The sequence below is a fragment of the Hymenobacter armeniacus genome (genome assembly GCF_014699055.1).
In the GTDB taxonomy this organism is placed as follows: domain Bacteria; phylum Bacteroidota; class Bacteroidia; order Cytophagales; family Hymenobacteraceae; genus Hymenobacter; species Hymenobacter armeniacus.
In genome coordinates, this window is the sequence record NZ_JACXAC010000002.1 from 536,122 (window position 1) to 552,665 (window position 16,544).

Genomic DNA, 16,544 nt, shown 5'->3' on the forward strand with positions numbered 1-16,544 from the left:
CGCTAAGGCGTTAGCGGGTTTTGATGCAGGAATTGTAAAGGCGGCCGTATACCTTTGCTCGCATCCCTACCCAACAACATTCATTCTTCACCATCACCCTTTTTCGCCGTTTATGACGAATTACCTTTACGCAGTGCCCGCTCTGGGCATTTTCGCGCTGCTCTATACGTGGCTCCGTGCGGGCTGGGTGTCCCGACAAGACGCGGGCGATGCGCGCATGACCACCATTGCCGGCTACATCGCCGATGGGGCCATCGCCTTCCTCAAAGCTGAATACAAAGTGCTGGCCCTCTTTGGCTTGATTGCCGGGGCCTTTCTGTTTTACCTGGGCAGCACCAGCGGCAATTCGAGCCCGGTCATTGTCATTGCCTTCATCATTGGTGCGGTGTTTTCGGCCCTGGCCGGCTTCATCGGGATGAAGATTGCCACCAAGGCCAACGTGCGCACCGCCCAAGCGGCCAAAACCAGCCTCAGCGGCGCCCTGAACGTGTCGTTTTCGGGCGGCTCGGTGATGGGCATGGGCGTGGCCGGCCTGGCCGTGCTGGGCCTGGGCTCGCTGTTTATCGTGTTTTATAAAATGTTCGTGCCCAGCGGCCTGGCCAACGGGCAGGAAATGGAAAAAGCCCTCGAAGTCCTCACCGGCTTCTCGCTCGGGGCCGAAAGCATTGCCCTGTTTGCCCGCGTGGGCGGCGGCATCTACACCAAGGCCGCTGACGTAGGCGCCGACCTCGTGGGCAAGGTAGAAGCCGGCATCCCTGAGGACGACCCCCGCAATCCCGCCACCATCGCCGATAACGTGGGCGACAACGTGGGCGACGTGGCCGGCATGGGCGCCGACTTGTTTGGTTCCTATGTGGCCACTATTCTGGCCACCATGGTGCTGGGCCGCGAAGTGACGGTAACCGGCGACCAGTTCGGCGGCCTGTCGCCCATTTTCCTGCCCATGGCCATTGCCGGCATGGGCATCATCGCCTCGCTCATCGGCATTCTCTGCGTGCGGGTGAAAGAAGGTGGCAACGTGCAGGCCGCCCTCAACCTGGGCAACTACGTTTCGGTGATTGTCTCGGCCGTGGCTTCCTATTTCCTCATCATGTGGATTCTGCCCTCGGGCACGTTCACCATCCGCGGCATCAGCTTCGACGCCATGCACGTGTTTTATGCGGTGGTAGTGGGCCTGGTTGTGGGCACGCTGATGAGCATCATCACCGAGTACTATACCGCCATGGGCAAGCGCCCGGTGAACAGCATTGTGCAGCAAAGCAGCACCGGCCACGCCACCACCGTCATCGGCGGCCTGGCCGTGGGTATGGAGTCGACGGTACTGCCCATTCTGGTGCTGGCCGCGGGCATTGTGCTCAGCTTTAAAGCCGCCGGCCTCTACGGCGTGGCCATTGCCGCCGCCGGCATGATGGCCACCACGGCCATGCAACTGGCCATCGACGCCTTCGGCCCCATTGCCGACAACGCTGGCGGCATCGCCGAAATGAGCGAGCTGCCCAAGGAAGTGCGCGAGCGCACCGACATCCTCGACGCCGTGGGTAACACCACCGCCGCCACCGGCAAAGGCTTCGCCATTGCCTCGGCCGCCCTCACGTCGCTGGCCCTGTTTGCCGCCTTCATGGGCACGGCCCATATCGACACCATCGACATTTCGAACGCCGAAGTGCTGGCCGGCCTCTTCGTGGGGGCCATGATTCCGTTCATCTTCTCAGCCCTCGCCATTGCGGCCGTGGGCCGCGCGGCCATGGCCATGGTGCAGGAAGTGCGGCGGCAGTTCCGCGAGATTCCGGGCATCATGGAAGGCACGGGCCGGCCGGAGTATGAGAAGTGCGTGGCTATCTCGACCCAAGCGGCCATTCGCGAAATGATTTTGCCGGGCGCCATTGCCCTGCTCTCGCCCATCATCGTGGGCTTCCTGTTTGGCCCGCACGTGCTGGGCGGCCTGCTGGCTGGCGTCACGGTGAGCGGCGTGCTGATGGCCATGTTCCAGAGCAACGCCGGCGGCGCCTGGGACAACGCCAAGAAGTCCTTCGAAAAAGGCGTGATGGTGAACGGCAAGATGGAGTACAAAGGCTCCGACGCCCACAAGGCCTCCGTGACCGGCGACACCGTGGGCGACCCCTTCAAGGACACCTCCGGCCCGAGCATGAACATCCTCATCAAGCTCATGAGCATCGTGTCCTTGGTGATTGCGCCCCACATCGCCGAGAAAGGCGGCGAGCGCGGCATGGCCCCGGTGCAACTGGAAAACCACACCGAAGTGGCCGCCCGCCCGCACGTGCGCTACGCCGAAGTACTGGCCCCGGCCGCTTTCCGCGTCATTTTCACCGCCATGGGCGAGGTGAAATAATGCCTGCACCACGGATTCGTGCGGATTTTTCGGATTCCACGGATTATGTGGGTGATGTACAAAAAGGCTGCTCCTGTGAGCAGCCTTTTTTATGCACTTGCTCCATTTTGAACCCCAATCAGGGAGTGCGGTAACGTCCACAAAATCCGCCGAATCCGATAAGTCGGCGCGAATCCGTGCTTCCGATAGTAGCTTTGTTGCCTCATCAGTCCTTCATGCGCCGCATGGGCCATTCCCAGATTACCATCCACAACAAAGCTTTTCGCCCCTACCTGTCGGCGGCCCAACTGGATGAAGCCGTGACGGAGCTGGCGGCCCGCCTCAGCGCCGAGTACGCCGGCCGGCAGCCCCTGTTTGTGGTGGTGCTCACGGGCGGCTTCATGTTTGCCTCCGACTTGCTGAAGAAGTACACCGGCGAGTGCGAAATCGTCTTCATTCGGGTGGCCTCCTACGAGGGCACCGAGAGCAGCGGCCTGGTGCAGGAAATTCTGGGCCTGCGCGAGGAAGTGCAGGGCCGCGACCTGATTATCGTGGAAGACATCGTGGACACGGGCACCACCATGCACCACCTGCTGCCCACGCTGCTGGCCAAAGGCCCGGCGTCGGTCGAAATCGCGGCGCTTTTTTTCAAGCCGGCCAGCCTGCGGCACGAACTCACCGTACGCTACGTGGCGCGCGAGATTCCCAACGATTTTGTGGTGGGCTACGGGCTGGATTACGACGGCCTGGGCCGCAACCTGCCCGATGTGTACGTGGCCGTGTAGCCCACGCTTTTGGCGCCGATTGATTAACTTGCCCAAACCACCTCACCCTTCCCTTAGCGAAAACGCTTCATTACCCACATGCTGAATATTGTGCTGTTTGGCCCTCCCGGTGCCGGCAAAGGAACCCAAAGCCAGAAACTCATCACCAAGTACAACCTTGTGCACCTGAGCACCGGCGATTTGCTGCGCGCCCAGATTGCCCAGGGCACGGAGCTCGGCCTGCAGGCCAAAAAGCTGATGGACGAAGGCCTGCTGGTGCCCGATGAGGTGGTCATCGGCATGATTGACTCGGCGCTGCAAGCCCACAAGGCCACCGCCGGCGGCTTCATCTTCGACGGGTTTCCGCGCACCGTGCCCCAAGCCGAGCGCCTCGACCAGCTGATGCAGCAGCACGACAGCGGCATCAACTGCATGATTGCGCTGGAAGTGGCCGAGGAAGAGTTGGTGACCCGTCTGCTGGAGCGCGGCAAAACCAGCGGCCGCCCCGACGACCAGGACGAAAGCAAAATCCGCCGCCGCGTGACGGTGTACAACACCGAAACCGCCCAGGTGGCCGGCTACTACGCCGCCCAGAAAAAATTCCACTCCCTCAACGGCATCGGCGCCATCGACAGCATCTTCGGCCAGATTTGCGCCATCATCGACCAGCACCAGCCCGCCGTGCCCGAAAGCCCGGCTCAGGCCACAAGCGAGGTGAAGGCGTAACTTTACGTTTTTAACACGACCGTCAGCTTTCAACCCGACTGTCATCCTGAGCGCAGCGAAGGACCTTATCACGTTAGAAAAACCGGCCAGAACGCTTGTTCAGCCCTTATTTCAAACCTGGTAGGGTCCTTTGCTGCGCTCAGGGTGACAGTTCGTTTACAATCCATTCCCAATTTCCGTGGCTTCCAATAACTTCATCGATTACGTCAAACTTATCTGCCGCTCGGGCAAAGGCGGCGCGGGCTCGCGCCACTACTTCCGGGCCAAGGGCCTGCCCAACGGCGGCCCCGACGGCGGCGACGGCGGCCGCGGCGGCCACATCATCCTCGAAGGCAACTCGCAGCTCTGGACGCTGCTGCACTTGCAGTACCAAAAGCACGTCTTCGCCAAAGACGGCGAGGGCGGGGGCGAAAACCTGCGCTCCGGCGCCCAGGGCGACGACGTGGTGCTGCAAGTGCCGCTGGGCACGGTGGCCCGCAATGCCGAAACCCAAGAAACGATGCTCGAAATCACGGAGCACGGCCAGCGCGCCATTTTGGTGCCGGGCGGGCGCGGTGGCTGGGGCAACGACCATTTCAAAAATTCCATCAACCAAGCGCCCGAGTACGCCCAGCCCGGCGAGCCCGCCGTGGAAGCCGTCGTCATCTTGGAGCTGAAGCTGCTGGCCGACGTGGGCCTTGTGGGCTTCCCGAACGCGGGCAAGAGCACGCTGCTCTCGGTGGTGAGCGCGGCCAAGCCCAAAATTGCCGACTACGCCTTCACCACCCTGGTGCCCAACCTGGGCGTGGTGGCCTACCGCGACTACAAATCCTTCGTGATGGCCGACATTCCCGGCATCATCGAGGGCGCGGCCGAGGGCAAGGGCCTTGGCACCCGCTTCCTGCGCCACATCGAGCGCAACTCCATGCTGCTCTTTATGATAAGCTGCGACAGCCCCGACATCGCCGCCGAATACCAGGTGCTGGTGAACGAGCTGGAGCAGTTCAACCCCGAACTGCTGGAAAAGCAGCGCCTGCTGGCCATCACCAAGTCCGACATGATAGACGAGGAGTTAGAAGCCGAAATCCGCGCTACACTTCCGGAGGAGGTACCATCCATCTTCATTTCCAGCCTCACGAACAAGAACATCATGCCGCTGAAGGACATGATTTGGAAGGCGCTGGAAGAAATCCGCCGTAACGCTGCCCCCACTAAACGCCAGGGACTTGGCGAAGAGGAAGGCGACGAAGAATGGCCTTCCTAGCGCACTGGTAGATTCATGGGAGAAAATGAAACGCCTTGCGGCCCTGCTCTTTCTCCCGTGAATCAAGTCTTTTCTGTGCGTAGCCAGCAACATGAGCATTGGGATTAGCTGCGAGGAGCTTCAGTTTCTCATACGCTTCTTCGTTTCCAATGTCTGCCAATGCCCAAGTGCATTTCCGTGCTAAGCCGGAGGTGTCATCATATGCTAGATATGAATGGTAGAGTAGGGAGGCTTTATAAATCCCTTCAACTGCGCGAGCATCTTTAATACGTTGCAGGATGCCGATAATTCCTTCATGATTATAATGGCCGTCCATTTCCAGCAGTGCTAGTAAAGATGGAACGGCCCGTTTACCAAAACCTCTATCGTTTTTTAAGCCATTAGCAATTCCAATTGCTGCATCAGCTTCCTTAGCTTTTCCCGAAGCAATGGCACTTTCCATTAATGTAATGAGCAAGTTGGGAGTATCAAACGGAACAGGACCTAGTGCTTGCTCTAACTTGTCGGCAAGTATGTCGGCATCAATGAATTCAATAATCAGTTTCTGCTGTTCTTTAGTTAGGATTCTCATTGCAAAAGGCTTTGAGTAAATGTACTGAAAGCTGTGCCACTATGGCAGCCCGCGCCCCTTTGGCCCACTCCTTGCGCCCGCCACGTGACTAACCGGCTAAGCCCGTGAAAAACCCTTTCCGACGAATATTCCCCAAAATGGCTGACGAAACCACCCTGCCCCAGGACGACAACCTGACCGCCGACCCCAACCACGTAGCTGGCGAAATGACCGATGTGGACGGCGGCACCACCGACCCCGACATGACGGCTACCGGCGCCCCCGCGCCCGAAGGCACCCGCACCGATGCCGAGCTGGCCGACCTCAAAGACAAGTACCTGCGCCTGGCCGCCGAGTTTGAGAACTACAAGCGCCGCACCACCAAGGAGCGGATTGAACTGTTCAAAACCGCCAATCAGGAGCTGATGACGGCCCTGCTGCCCGTGCTCGACGACTTCGAGCGCGCCCGCAACGCCACGGCCGCCACCGAAGACGCCGGCGCTGTGCGCGAGAGCATCGACATTATTCAGAACAAACTGAACAAAACGCTGCAGCAAAAGGGTTTGACCGCCATGGAAGCCAAGGGCGGCGACTTCGATGCCGAACTGCACGAGGCCATCACCCAGATTCCCGCGCCCAGCGACGACCTGAAAGGCAAAATCGTGGACGTGGTGGAGCAAGGCTACTATTTAGGTGACAAAGTAATTCGCCACGCCAAAGTGGTGCTTGGGCAGTAGTACCTTTGTGCATTCTGCCTAAGAATAAATTTTAGAAAACGATGGCTACCAAGCGCGATTATTACGAAGTATTGGGCATCGCCAAAAACGCGGAGGGCGACGTAATTAAGTCGGCCTACCGCAAAATGGCCATTAAGTACCACCCCGACAAAAACCCCGACGACCCGACGGCCGAAGACAAGTTCAAAGAAGCCGCCGAGGCCTACGAGGTGCTCAGCGACGCCAACAAGCGGGCGCGCTACGACCGGTACGGCCACCAGGGCGTGGGCGGCAACGGCGGCGGCCCCAACATGGAGGACATCTTCTCGCAGTTCGGCGACATCTTCGGCGGCGGCGGTTTTGAGGGTTTCTTCGGGGGCGGACGCCAGGGCGGCGGCCGGCGCCAGAAGAAGGGCTCGAACCTGCGCATCAAGCTGAAGCTGGACCTGGAAGAAATCGCCAACGGCGTCGAGAAGAAAATCAAGGTGAAGCGCTACGTGGCCTGCCAGCCCTGCAGCGGCACCGGCGCCAAAAACGGCACCGACCTCAAAACCTGCCCCACCTGCCAGGGCCAGGGCCAGACCAAGCGCGTGGTGAACACCATGCTGGGCCAGATGGTGAGCAGCAGCACCTGCCCCACCTGCAACGGCGAGGGCAAAACCATTGTGGCCACCTGCGACGTGTGCAAAGGCGAAGGCCGCCAGCTGCACGAGGAAGTGATTCCCATCAACATCCCCGCCGGCGTGGCCAACGACATGCAGCTGAGCATGAACGGCAAGGGCAACTTCCCCGAGCGCGGCGGCGTGCCCGGCGACCTGCTCATCCAGATTGAGGAGGAGCCGCACGAGTTCCTGAAGCGCGACGGCAACAACATCATGTTCGAGCAGTACATCTCGTTCGTGGATGCCGCCCTGGGCGCCAACCTGGAAGTGCCCACCATCGAAGGCAAGGTGAAAATCAAGGTGGACCCCGGCACCCAGCCCGGCAAAATCCTGCGCCTGCGCGGCAAGGGCATCAAGGACATCAACGGCTACGGCCGCGGAGACCAGCTCATTCACCTGAACGTGTGGACGCCAAAAAACGTGAGCAACCAGGAGCGCGAGCTGCTGGAGAAGCTGCGCGACTCCGACAACTTCACGCCGCACCCCGGCAAGAACGAAAAGGGCTTTTTCGAGAAGGTGAAGGAGTACTTCGCGTAGTGTTAGTGGGAGGCAATCCCAGAATGGAAAGCCCGCGTCGGATTACCGGCGCGGGCTTTTTTTGTGCCGATACGTCGTGCCAACGGCAAGACGCAATTAGGCGTCTCTGCATCCGTGGACGGACTGCGTGCTCGTGCAAATAACTGCTTAGCGGGGCGTGGTGCTTTCGGCTGGGCGGCTGTGCACGGCGCCGCGCAGGTCTTGGCCGATTTGGTAGCCGAAGAGCAGGATGGCAACCCCTACCAGCAGCATGGAGCCGTAGCGCCGCCAGCCGGGCAGCGCCGGAGCGGCGGCCACGGCGGTGGTCAGAGCCGGGGCGTAGGCAAGGTCGGAGAAGCCAAAACCGAGGGCCAGCGTGCCGCAGGCAGCGGCGGCCAGCCAGTTGTGGGCCAGCAGCCAGCCGAGGCTGATGATGCCGAAAATGAGTCCGATGGCCACATTGAGCTTTTTCATGGCGCAGGGAGTGAGTTCTTTGTCAGGGCATTCATCGCGCGTCGGTGGCAGGCATTACAGGTGCCGGCCATTTTCTTGCAAATAATTTTTTGGAGAAAGCCTGTAATGTCCGGTCGGTACCGCCGATTCATTTTCCGAAACTCTTACCCTCCGCATGGCCGCTGCCACCCCGTCTGCTGATTTTGTTGCCGCGCTGCACGAGTACCAGCCGCTGCTGCGGCGCGTGGCCCGCCTCTACTGTCAGGACGCCGACGACCGGCAGGACCTGTTCCAGGAAATGGTGCTGCAGCTGTGGCGGGCGTGGCCGCGCTACGTGCCCCAGCCCAACGCCAAGCTCAGCACCTGGCTCTACCGCATTGCGCTGAACGTGGCCATCTCGAACCTGCGCCAGCGCACCCGCCGCCCGGCTCCCACGGAACTGGACGCCGAGGCCCTGGCCGTGGCCCAGGCTCCGGAAACGGGCTTCGATGCCGACGACCGCGCCCTGCTCTACCAGGCCATCGGCCGGCTGTCGGAAGTCGACAAGGCTTTCATCCTCTTGTACCTCGAAGACCGGCCCTATGAGGAAATGGCCGACATTCTGGGCATTACCCAAAACAACGTGCGCGTGAAAATGCACCGCGTGCAGGAAAAACTCCGCGCCCTCCTAGTCCCCGCCGCCCGATGCTAGAACTCGATGAACTCCGCCGCCAGTGGCAGCAGCCCGCGGCCGACGTGCCCGCCCCGCTCGATGCAGCGGCCCTAACGCGCCTGTTGGCCCAGCAATCCGATGGCATCATTGGCAAGTTGCGCCGGAGCGCCCGGTGGGAGCTGTGGGCAAACTTCGTGATACTCGGGGGGGCGCTGGCCCTGGCTGGGCTGGCGCAGGTGCTTTGGCTGCGAGTGGCCGGTGGGGTGCTGGCCGCCATCGGGGCCGTGTGCATCGTGTACCTGTTCCGAAAATTGCACCTGCTGCTCCGCATGGATGACCCGGCCGGCGACCTGCGTGCCCACCTGCTGCGCCTCGACAGCGGCCTGCGGGCGCTCATTCGCTTCTACTACCGCTTCACGCTGGCCATGCTGCCGGTGGGCGGGCTGCTGAATTTGCTGATGGTGGTATCGACCTCGAAGCGCGAAATCGGGCTGACGTCCGGCTTTGGCTTGGCGCTGGTGCTGGGCCTGGTGGTGGTATTGCCCGCGCTGCTGTATCTACCCGTGGCCAGCTTGACGAAGCGCTACCTGCAGCGCCTCTACGGCCAGCACCTCGACCGCCTCGAAGCCAACCTGCGCGAGCTGGCCGAGCCGGTGGGTTCGCGCTAGCCGTGTCGCCGGCTCCGGCTCATCCGGCTTTTTCCCCGTTCGGGGGCGTTTGGCAGCCGTTTGTGGACCGTCGGCTGGGGCGTGAGGGCCGGGCTTTATACATTTGCTCAGCGACATTCTTCTACATTTAACCCGCCAACCAACTCTTTTTTTCTGTGAAACCAATTCTGGAAGCCATCGACGTGCGCAAGGCCTACGCCAACCACGTCGCCCTCAACGGGGTGAGCCTCGCCATCCCGGAGGGTAGCATTTTCGGCCTGCTCGGGCCCAACGGCGCGGGCAAAACCTCGCTCATCCGCATCATCACCCAGATTACGGGCGCCGACGAAGGCGAAATCCGGTTCCGGGGCGAGCGGCTGAACCCGAGCCACATCGCCCAAATCGGCTACCTGCCCGAGGAGCGCGGCCTCTACAAAAAGATGAAAGTGGGCGAGCAGCTGCTCTATCTGGCCCAATTGCGCGGCCTGAGCCGCTCCGACGCCACGGCGCGCATCAAGCACTGGCTCAATCGGTTTGAGATAAAAGAATGGGCCAGCAAAAACGTGGAAGACCTCAGCAAGGGCATGCAGCAGAAGGTGCAGTTCATTGCCACGGTGCTGCACGAGCCCAGCCTGATTATTCTGGACGAGCCCTTCTCGGGCTTCGACCCCATCAACGCCAACCTGATTAAGGACGAGATTTTGGAGCTGCGCAAGCAGGGCGCCACCATCATTTTCTCCACGCACCGCATGGAATCGGTGGAGGAAATGTGCGACAACATTGCCCTGATAAACCGCTCGCGCAAGGTGCTGGACGGGCCCGTTGGCGTGATTCGCGACCAGTTCAAAACCAACACCTACGAGGTAGAAGGCAAAGGCAAGCTCATCGTGGTGCACCCCGACTTTGAAGTGGTGGAGCAAAAGGAGCGCGAAAACGGCCATTTCTATGCCCGGGTGCAGCTGCACGCCGGCGTGCGGCCCAACGACCTGCTGCGCTACCTCATCGGGGCGGTGGAAGTGGAAGCCTTCCGCGAAAAAATTCCGAGCATCAACGAGATTTTCATCCGGCGCGTGCGCGAAACCATGCCCGAAACGCTGGTCGAAGAAACCGTTTAATCCTCACCGCGAAACCCATTCATCATGGCTTCTAAATTTCTACTCGTTGCCCAACGCGAATACCTCACCCGGGTACGCAAACGGGCCTTTATCATCCTCACGCTGGCCGTGCCGCTGCTGCTGGCAGGCTTCGGCGTGTTCATCGCCAAAATTGCCAGCTCCGACAACGACACCACCGACGTGGTGGAAGTGCGCGACGATTCCGGCCTGAACGTGGCCAGCCACTTGGTAAGCACGCCGCAGCTGCGCTTCGAAACCGCCACCGGCACGCTGGCCGACGCCAAAAAGGGCTTCCAGAAAGCCAAGCACGACGGCCTAGTGTACCTGCCCGCTGGCCTCGACGTGGAGAAGCCCCAGGGCGTGCAGTTCTTCGGCAAGGGCAACATCAGCCTGAAAAAGCAGCTGGCCGTGGAAAATGCCCTCAACAAGGCGTTTTCGGAATTGAAAATGCAGAAGTCGGGCCTCTCGCAGGACCAGCTCGACCGCCTGCGCTCGAAGGTGGACCTGCAGGCCATCAGCCTCGACGAGACCGGCAAGGAAGCCGACAGCAACGCCCTGGCCACGTCGGGCACGGCGTATGCGCTGGCGCTGGCCATTTACCTGTTCATTTTCATCTACGGCGTGCAGATTATGCGCGGTGTGGGGGAGGAGAAGTCGAGCCGCATCATGGAAGTGATGCTGTCGTCGGTGAAGCCGTTTGACCTGATGATGGGCAAGATTGTGGGCATTGCCGCCGTGGGCCTCACGCAGTTCCTGATGTGGGGCCTGTTGTCGTTCGGGGTTAGCTCGGTGCTGCTGCCGATGGTGACGAAGACGGACAAGCCCAAAACCGAAGTGGCGGCCAGCCCTGCTCCCGATGCGCCAGGAGCGGCCGCAACGACTGCCGACGAGCCGCAAAGCGCCGGCGAGCGGTTCGACAAGGGCGTGGACAGCTCCACCAAAAACATGGACCCCGGCAAACGGATGAACATTTTCGCCACGCTCGGCAACTTGCCCATCGGCACCATCCTGTTCGGTTTCATCATCTACTTCCTGGGCGGCTATCTGCTCTACGGCGCGCTGTTTGGGGCGGTGGGCGCGGCCGTCGACGACCAGACCGATACCCAGCAGTTCATGTTTCCCATCACCATGCCGCTCATCCTGAGCTACATCGTGGGCGTGTCGGTCATTCTGCGCAACCCCGACGGACCGGTGGCTTTCTGGATGTCGATGATACCGTTTACCTCGCCCATTGCCATGGTCATTCGCCTGCCGTTTGGCGTGCCGATGTGGCAGCTGGCCTTGTCCATTTTCCTGCTCATCCTGGGCTTTATTGGCACGGTGTGGGTGGCGGCCCGCATCTACCGCGTGGGCGTGCTGATGTACGGCAAGAAGGTGACGTATAAAGAGCTAGGCAAGTGGATGTTCTATAAAGGGTAAACAATCAGGCTTGCCTGACGAACTTTGAACGTCATGCTGGGCTTGTCGAAGCATCTCTACCGCGGAGAGTAACCAATTACTGCTGCGGTAGAGATGCTTCGACAAGCCCAGCATGACGTTCTTTTATAATCACACCCGCTCATTCCATGCGATTCCTTCGCCTCACTAGCTTCCTGTTGCTTCTCATCGGCCTCGCCAGCTTCGTGGGCGACCGGCCGGCCTACCGCCTTTTCACCGCCACCGGCCAGGCAGCCGACTACGACCAGATGCTGGCCGAGCTGGCCCAAGCCGACGTGGTGCTCTTCGGCGAGCAGCACAACGATGCCCTGGCCCACTGGCTGGAACTGCAGGTGGCCAAAGACCTGCTGAAGCTGAAGAAGCCCGGCCAACTGGTGCTGGGTATGGAGATGTTTGAGCGCGACGTACAGCCGCTGGTGGCGCAATACGCCGTCGGCATGCTGGCCGATACGACCTTCGAGCGCCTGGCCCGCCCGTGGCCCAACTACGGCACCGACTACCGCCCGCTGCTGCAGTTTGTCCGCGACAAGAAGATTCCTGTTATCGGCACCAATGCCCCGCGGCCCTTCGCCCGGGTAGTGGCCCAGCGCAGCCTCACGGCCCTCGATAACCTGCCCGCTACCGACCGCGCCCTGCTGGCGCCACTGCCGCTGAAGGTGGACTACGACCTGCCCGGCTACAAAAACATGGCGGCCATGTTTGGCGGCGCGGGCAGCGCCCACGGCGGCGGGGCCCAGAACATCATTCAGGCCCAGGCTTTGAAGGACGCCACCATGGCCCATTTCATAGCCGCCAGCCGCCAGCCCGGCCAAACCCTGCTGCACTTCAACGGCAGCTACCATTCCGACCACCACGACGGCATTGTGGCCTACCTGCGCCAATACGCGCCCAAGCTGCGCGTGCGCACCCTGAGCGTGGTGACGCAGGAGCAGCTGCAGACGCTGGAAAAGGAGCAGCTGAATGTGGCCGATTACGTGGTGGTGGTGCCGGCCGACGCTAGTAAGACCTACTAATTCCGAGTCGCGCCACCCTCATGCTTTATGAGCCAATACGCCTTCGAAACCCCTGAATTTGGTCTTGACGAGCAAGGCCTGCACCGGCTGCGCAGTCGGTTTGCGTTTGAACACATTGGGTACTCGGAATTGCGCGAGGCCAATGTTACCAGAGGCAAATCGGTGCAAAACTGGGTCGTGCTGCTGGTGGTGGGCCTGCTCTGCCTCGGTTTTTCAGTTTTCACCGCCAATCGGCTGTTGATGTTTCTGTTGTACGGGCGTGGTCATTTTTACGTCGAAACCTTGGTAACGCCCCTCATTCCCGGCGCCATCGGGATTGCTGCCATCTGGCAGGCGCTGAGAGTGACGGACATCCTGGTGGTGCGCACCGGACGCCGCCGATTGGTTTTCCCCCTCGATACCCTGAAAGAAGGCCGAGATGCAATGGCTCTGGCAAGCTACCTCGCCAAGCGCGTGCCAAGGCAAATGCAACGGCTCAACCAGCCGTTTCAACAAATCGGAAGACCGTAACTTGCAGCCCCTATTTCAGGCAAATTGACCTTAAGGCGAATCCATGCAGGACCCCAACACCGAAAAACAAGCCCTTTTCCAGCAAATAGCCGCCCAACTGCAGCAGCAGGGCTTCACCATTGCCAAGGAAGACCCCACGCGCCCCTGGGGTGGTTTTTTCGTGATTGACGAAGACCAGGCGCAGCAATTTGCCGATACCTATTTCAATGGCCTGTCGGTTGATAACCTGCGCATTGCGGGCAAGCTGAGCCCCAAGGTGCTGGTAGTGGCGCCGCACCAGCGTCTGAGCTGGCAGTACCACCACCGCCGTGCCGAAATCTGGCAGGTGGTGCAGGGCCCGGTGGGCGTGGCCACCAGCGACACCGACGAGCAGGGCGAGGTGAAAACCCATCAGGTGGGCGAGCGCATTGTGCTGAAGCAGGGCGAGCGCCACCGCCTGGTAGGCCTGAAAGACTGGGGCGTGCTGGCCGAAATCTGGCAGCACACCGACGCCGCCAATCCTTCGGACGAGGACGACATCGTGCGCGTGCAGGACGACTTCGGCCGCTAGTCTGCGGGGAGAAGAAATACGAAAAGCCCGGCACCGCCGGACTTTTTTTGTACAGTGCAAGTCGCGTTTTTTGGAGGCGCCGCTTGGCTATTCTTCGCTGGGCTTCGCTTTTTTCAGCGCGTCGGCCAGCGACTGCTGGAGCTTGGCGCCCGAGTCGGCCGGGGCCTCTTCGGTGATGTTGTACTGCTTTTGCAGGCGCTCCCATTCTTCGATGGGGATGAAGACGCCGGTTATTTTTCCTTTGTCATCGGAGAGATATTTAATGTCCATGGGCTGAGCGAGTGAAGTGAGAAATAATAGAGCGGAAGCGACTACTCGCCTGGATGGTAAGTTTTCTCCGTGTGGGCCTTTACGTCTTCGGGGTAGAAGCGCACTTCTTTGAAGCGGCCGTTGGCGTACAAATCGGCCTGGTCGGTGAAATGCGGCGTGCCCGGCCGGCTGCTCTGGCCCCCCGTCACCACGGAGCGCGCCGTGATGCGCGGCCCGAACTCCACCACCGCCACGAAGCTGTTGCCCACGTTGCCGTAGCGCTTTTTGGTGCCGGGGTAGGTGCGCGCCCCAAACGCGGCCAGCGAGCCCCAGGCCGACGACGTAAACGCCACCGGCAGGCTGGTCTGCTGGTCGTCGTACGTTTCCTGCACCTTGCCGGTGAGGCGCTGGAAGCGGTTGACGTCGCCCCAGGGCATTTTCCAGGTGCCAAAGTCGCGGGTCAGGTCGTCGAGGGCTTCGGTGAGGGCAGCCACTTTTTCGGCCGGACTGGTGTCGGCCAGGGCAAACTTGGTGAAGCTGATGTAGTCGAGTTGCGGCTGGGCGGCGGGCACCCGGGCGCGGGCCTTGGCCAGCAGCCGCTCGGCCCAATAGATGGCCACGGTTTGGGCCACCGAGGTTTTGCTGTAGTTGTGGTTCCAGGCGCGCAGCACCTGCACGGCCTCGTCGAGGGCCGGGGCCGCGGCCTTTTCGGCCGAGGTGGGCTGGTAGGCCGTGAGCAGCGGCGGCAGCATGTCGTCGAAGGCGGTGAGGTGCGGGTCGTCGGCGGCGGCAATCAACGTGTCGAGGCTGAATACGGCTTTGCGGCTGAGCACGCGCACGGCGTTGAGGCCACGGTAGTTTTCGGCATCGGGCGCCATGTATTTCGGATACTTAGCCGCCACCGGGCTGCTGCCGGGGCCCGACACGGTGTAGGGCGTAGAGTTGCAGTTCTGAATGAAGCCGCTGGCGGGGTTGTGCACCTGCACCAGCTCGTTCACGCCGTGGAAGCCCTTCCACTCGGTGGCGGGGTTGCTGCCGTCCACGGGCTGGCTCCAGTCAAATTTGGCGTCGCGACGGGGCATAAAATTGCCGTGCCAATAGGCAATGCTGCCCTTGCTGTCGGCAAAAACCGTGTTGTTGGACGCGTTGCCGTTCAGCTTCATTACTTCCTGAAAACTGGTGTAGCCCGTGGCTTTGGTGCGCAGATACGACTGCTGCAAGGCCGCCAGCGGCTCGTTCATCATGCGCACGGCCACCCATTGCTGGTCGGTTTTCTGGCCCACGATGGGGCCGTGGTGCGTGCGGTAAATGGTGAATTCTTTGCGCAGCATCCGGTCGCCGTCGCGGTACGGCAACGACACTTTCTCTACCTGCACGGGCCGCAGTTTGCCGCCGTATTTGTAGAAAAACGCCCCGTTCTTCTTCTCAATGGCTTCCAGGTATTCGTCCATCGAGTCGGCTTGGCTGGAAGTGTGCATCCAGCCGCAGTGCTCATTAAAGCCCTGGTACACAAAAAACTGGCCCCAGGTCACGGCGCCGTAGGCATTCAGGCCCTGCTGGCTCACCATCTGCACCTCAGAGCGGAAGTAAAACGAGGTGTGCGGGTTGATGAGCAGCAGGGCGTGGCCGTTGGCCGTTTTAGCGGGCGCAATGGCGAAACCGTTGGAGCCGGTGGGCTCCCGGTCCTTCTTCTCGAAGTCGGTGTCTATCCACGGGCTGGATTTCTTCTGGCTGTAAAAGGCCTTTAGCCGCTCCATGCTCACCACGCTGATGTTGCCCCCAATGCTGCCCTCGCTGAACATGAGCGGCATCCAGGGCTGGAAGCGGCGCAGCAGCTTGGGCCGCACGGTGGGGTGGGTGGCAAGGTAGTAGTTGGTGCCCGCCGCGAAGGCGTCGAGCAGCTTCTTCATCTCGGGCGGGCTCTTGCGGTAAATGGCCAGGGCCTGGGTGCTGTCCATGAACAAGCGGGCCCGCAAGTCGTGGTAGAGCGCCGCTTCGCCGTCCACTTCGGCCTGGCGACCAATGGCATCGAGATAGTTAGCCTCTACGCGCTCAAAATCGTCCTCGCACTGCGTATACAGCAGGCCAAACACCGCGTCGGCGTCGGTTTTGCCATAGATGTGCGGCACGCCCCAGGTGTCGCGCGTGATGCTCACCTGCTGGGCCTGCTGCTTCCAGCGGGCCAGCTCCGGGGCCGTGAATTTCTGGGCCTGGGCGGCGGCGCCGGCCAGCAATGCCGGCAGTACTAAGAAATAGCGAACGGAGAAAAAGCGCATGGCACGAAAGTAAACGAAAAAGCCCCGGCTGGTGGGCCGGGGCTTTTTGACTCTGCTGTCATCCTGAGCGCAGCGAAGGACCTTCTCACGTTTGAACGACTTGTTCAGGCTTGATAGGGTCCTTCGCTGCGCTCAG

General features: G+C 61.1%; 17 protein-coding genes. 13 read left to right on the plus strand and 4 right to left on the minus strand.

Translation table 11 applies throughout. The features are described 5' to 3' along the window. Positions 1-112 precede the first annotated feature (112 nt). From IC234_RS06705 to obgE, 4 genes are all read left to right on the plus strand, one after another. Positions 113-2,350 carry a sodium-translocating pyrophosphatase gene (locus IC234_RS06705; protein WP_190923079.1) on the plus strand — a complete coding sequence of 746 codons (2,238 nt, stop codon included), beginning with the start codon at positions 113-115 and terminating at the stop codon, positions 2,348-2,350. A gap of 224 nt (positions 2,351-2,574) precedes the next feature. Then, the gene (locus tag IC234_RS06710) at positions 2,575-3,114 is read left to right on the plus strand and encodes a phosphoribosyltransferase (protein ID WP_190923080.1); all 540 of its coding nucleotides are present in this window, start codon (positions 2,575-2,577) and stop codon (positions 3,112-3,114) included. Between the two features lie 78 nt (positions 3,115-3,192). Continuing rightward, complete coding sequence (locus tag IC234_RS06715; RefSeq protein ID WP_190923081.1) at positions 3,193-3,819, plus strand: adenylate kinase; 627 nt, start codon at positions 3,193-3,195, stop codon at positions 3,817-3,819. A gap of 178 nt (positions 3,820-3,997) precedes the next feature. Next, the gene (gene obgE, locus IC234_RS06720; RefSeq protein WP_190923082.1) at positions 3,998-5,062 is read left to right on the plus strand and encodes a GTPase ObgE; all 1,065 of its coding nucleotides are present in this window, start codon (positions 3,998-4,000) and stop codon (positions 5,060-5,062) included. Positions 5,063-5,075: 13 nt separating this feature from the next. Here the strand turns inward: obgE and IC234_RS06725 are convergent, their stop codons facing one another. After that, on the minus strand, positions 5,076-5,633 hold the full coding sequence (locus IC234_RS06725; protein ID WP_190923083.1) for a HEAT repeat domain-containing protein: 558 nt from the start codon (positions 5,631-5,633) through the stop codon (positions 5,076-5,078). Positions 5,634-5,770: 137 nt separating this feature from the next. Between IC234_RS06725 and IC234_RS06730 the strand changes: the two genes are divergently transcribed. Next, positions 5,771-6,349 (plus strand): nucleotide exchange factor GrpE, encoded by a 579-nt coding sequence (locus tag IC234_RS06730; RefSeq protein ID WP_190923084.1) that lies wholly within the window; start codon positions 5,771-5,773, stop codon positions 6,347-6,349. A 41-nt stretch (positions 6,350-6,390) separates the two neighbouring features. Beyond that, positions 6,391-7,527, plus strand: coding sequence for a molecular chaperone DnaJ (gene dnaJ / locus IC234_RS06735; protein WP_190923085.1), 1,137 nt, complete (start codon positions 6,391-6,393; stop codon positions 7,525-7,527). A 147-nt stretch (positions 7,528-7,674) separates the two neighbouring features. Here the strand turns inward: dnaJ and IC234_RS06740 are convergent, their stop codons facing one another. After that, positions 7,675-7,980, minus strand: coding sequence for a hypothetical protein (locus IC234_RS06740; protein WP_190923086.1), 306 nt, complete (start codon positions 7,978-7,980; stop codon positions 7,675-7,677). 154 nt (positions 7,981-8,134) lie between these two features. Between IC234_RS06740 and IC234_RS06745 the strand changes: the two genes are divergently transcribed. The 7 genes from IC234_RS06745 (at position 8,135) to IC234_RS06775 (ending at position 13,883) form a co-directional block, all read left to right on the plus strand. Further along, positions 8,135-8,650: an RNA polymerase sigma factor gene (locus tag IC234_RS06745; RefSeq protein ID WP_190923087.1), complete on the plus strand. Its 516-nt coding sequence runs from the start codon at positions 8,135-8,137 to the stop codon at positions 8,648-8,650. Next, a complete protein-coding gene (locus tag IC234_RS06750) occupies positions 8,644-9,279 on the plus strand; it encodes a hypothetical protein (protein ID WP_190923088.1) in 636 nt (211 codons plus the stop codon). The genes IC234_RS06745 and IC234_RS06750 overlap by 7 nt, the downstream gene beginning before the upstream one ends. A gap of 155 nt (positions 9,280-9,434) precedes the next feature. Then, positions 9,435-10,373 (plus strand): ABC transporter ATP-binding protein, encoded by a 939-nt coding sequence (locus IC234_RS06755; RefSeq protein ID WP_190923089.1) that lies wholly within the window; start codon positions 9,435-9,437, stop codon positions 10,371-10,373. 24 nt (positions 10,374-10,397) lie between these two features. Continuing rightward, positions 10,398-11,792, plus strand: a complete 1,395-nt coding sequence (locus IC234_RS06760; protein WP_190923090.1) for an ABC transporter permease — start codon at positions 10,398-10,400, stop codon at positions 11,790-11,792. A gap of 146 nt (positions 11,793-11,938) precedes the next feature. Then, on the plus strand, positions 11,939-12,823 hold the full coding sequence (locus IC234_RS06765; RefSeq protein ID WP_190923091.1) for a ChaN family lipoprotein: 885 nt from the start codon (positions 11,939-11,941) through the stop codon (positions 12,821-12,823). A gap of 27 nt (positions 12,824-12,850) precedes the next feature. Beyond that, positions 12,851-13,333, plus strand: coding sequence for a hypothetical protein (locus tag IC234_RS06770; protein WP_190923092.1), 483 nt, complete (start codon positions 12,851-12,853; stop codon positions 13,331-13,333). Between the two features lie 43 nt (positions 13,334-13,376). Continuing rightward, positions 13,377-13,883, plus strand: coding sequence for a cupin domain-containing protein (locus IC234_RS06775; protein ID WP_190923093.1), 507 nt, complete (start codon positions 13,377-13,379; stop codon positions 13,881-13,883). A gap of 87 nt (positions 13,884-13,970) precedes the next feature. On the opposite strand, the gene IC234_RS06780 is transcribed toward IC234_RS06775, so the two are convergent. After that, positions 13,971-14,153 (minus strand): hypothetical protein, encoded by a 183-nt coding sequence (locus IC234_RS06780; RefSeq protein ID WP_190923094.1) that lies wholly within the window; start codon positions 14,151-14,153, stop codon positions 13,971-13,973. A 41-nt stretch (positions 14,154-14,194) separates the two neighbouring features. Further along, the gene (locus tag IC234_RS06785) at positions 14,195-16,408 is read right to left on the minus strand and encodes a penicillin acylase family protein (RefSeq protein ID WP_190923095.1); all 2,214 of its coding nucleotides are present in this window, start codon (positions 16,406-16,408) and stop codon (positions 14,195-14,197) included. Positions 16,409-16,544 lie beyond the last annotated feature (136 nt).

What these genes read in the sequence shown, in the direction of transcription:
- IC234_RS06705 (WP_190923079.1), top strand. Translation starts at nt 113, where the DNA reads ATGACGAATTACCTTTACGCAGTGCCCGCTCTGGGCATTTTCGCGCTG.
- IC234_RS06710 (WP_190923080.1), top strand. Translation starts at nt 2,575, where the DNA reads ATGGGCCATTCCCAGATTACCATCCACAACAAAGCTTTTCGCCCCTAC.
- IC234_RS06715 (WP_190923081.1), top strand. Translation starts at nt 3,193, where the DNA reads ATGCTGAATATTGTGCTGTTTGGCCCTCCCGGTGCCGGCAAAGGAACC.
- IC234_RS06725 (WP_190923083.1), bottom strand. Translation starts at nt 5,633, where the DNA reads ATGAGAATCCTAACTAAAGAACAGCAGAAACTGATTATTGAATTCATT.
- IC234_RS06730 (WP_190923084.1), top strand. Translation starts at nt 5,771, where the DNA reads ATGGCTGACGAAACCACCCTGCCCCAGGACGACAACCTGACCGCCGAC.
- dnaJ (WP_190923085.1), top strand. Translation starts at nt 6,391, where the DNA reads ATGGCTACCAAGCGCGATTATTACGAAGTATTGGGCATCGCCAAAAAC.
- IC234_RS06740 (WP_190923086.1), bottom strand. Translation starts at nt 7,980, where the DNA reads ATGAAAAAGCTCAATGTGGCCATCGGACTCATTTTCGGCATCATCAGC.
- IC234_RS06745 (WP_190923087.1), top strand. Translation starts at nt 8,135, where the DNA reads ATGGCCGCTGCCACCCCGTCTGCTGATTTTGTTGCCGCGCTGCACGAG.
- IC234_RS06750 (WP_190923088.1), top strand. Translation starts at nt 8,644, where the DNA reads ATGCTAGAACTCGATGAACTCCGCCGCCAGTGGCAGCAGCCCGCGGCC.
- IC234_RS06760 (WP_190923090.1), top strand. Translation starts at nt 10,398, where the DNA reads ATGGCTTCTAAATTTCTACTCGTTGCCCAACGCGAATACCTCACCCGG.
- IC234_RS06765 (WP_190923091.1), top strand. Translation starts at nt 11,939, where the DNA reads ATGCGATTCCTTCGCCTCACTAGCTTCCTGTTGCTTCTCATCGGCCTC.
- IC234_RS06770 (WP_190923092.1), top strand. Translation starts at nt 12,851, where the DNA reads ATGAGCCAATACGCCTTCGAAACCCCTGAATTTGGTCTTGACGAGCAA.
- IC234_RS06775 (WP_190923093.1), top strand. Translation starts at nt 13,377, where the DNA reads ATGCAGGACCCCAACACCGAAAAACAAGCCCTTTTCCAGCAAATAGCC.
- IC234_RS06780 (WP_190923094.1), bottom strand. Translation starts at nt 14,153, where the DNA reads ATGGACATTAAATATCTCTCCGATGACAAAGGAAAAATAACCGGCGTC.
- IC234_RS06785 (WP_190923095.1), bottom strand. Translation starts at nt 16,408, where the DNA reads ATGCGCTTTTTCTCCGTTCGCTATTTCTTAGTACTGCCGGCATTGCTG.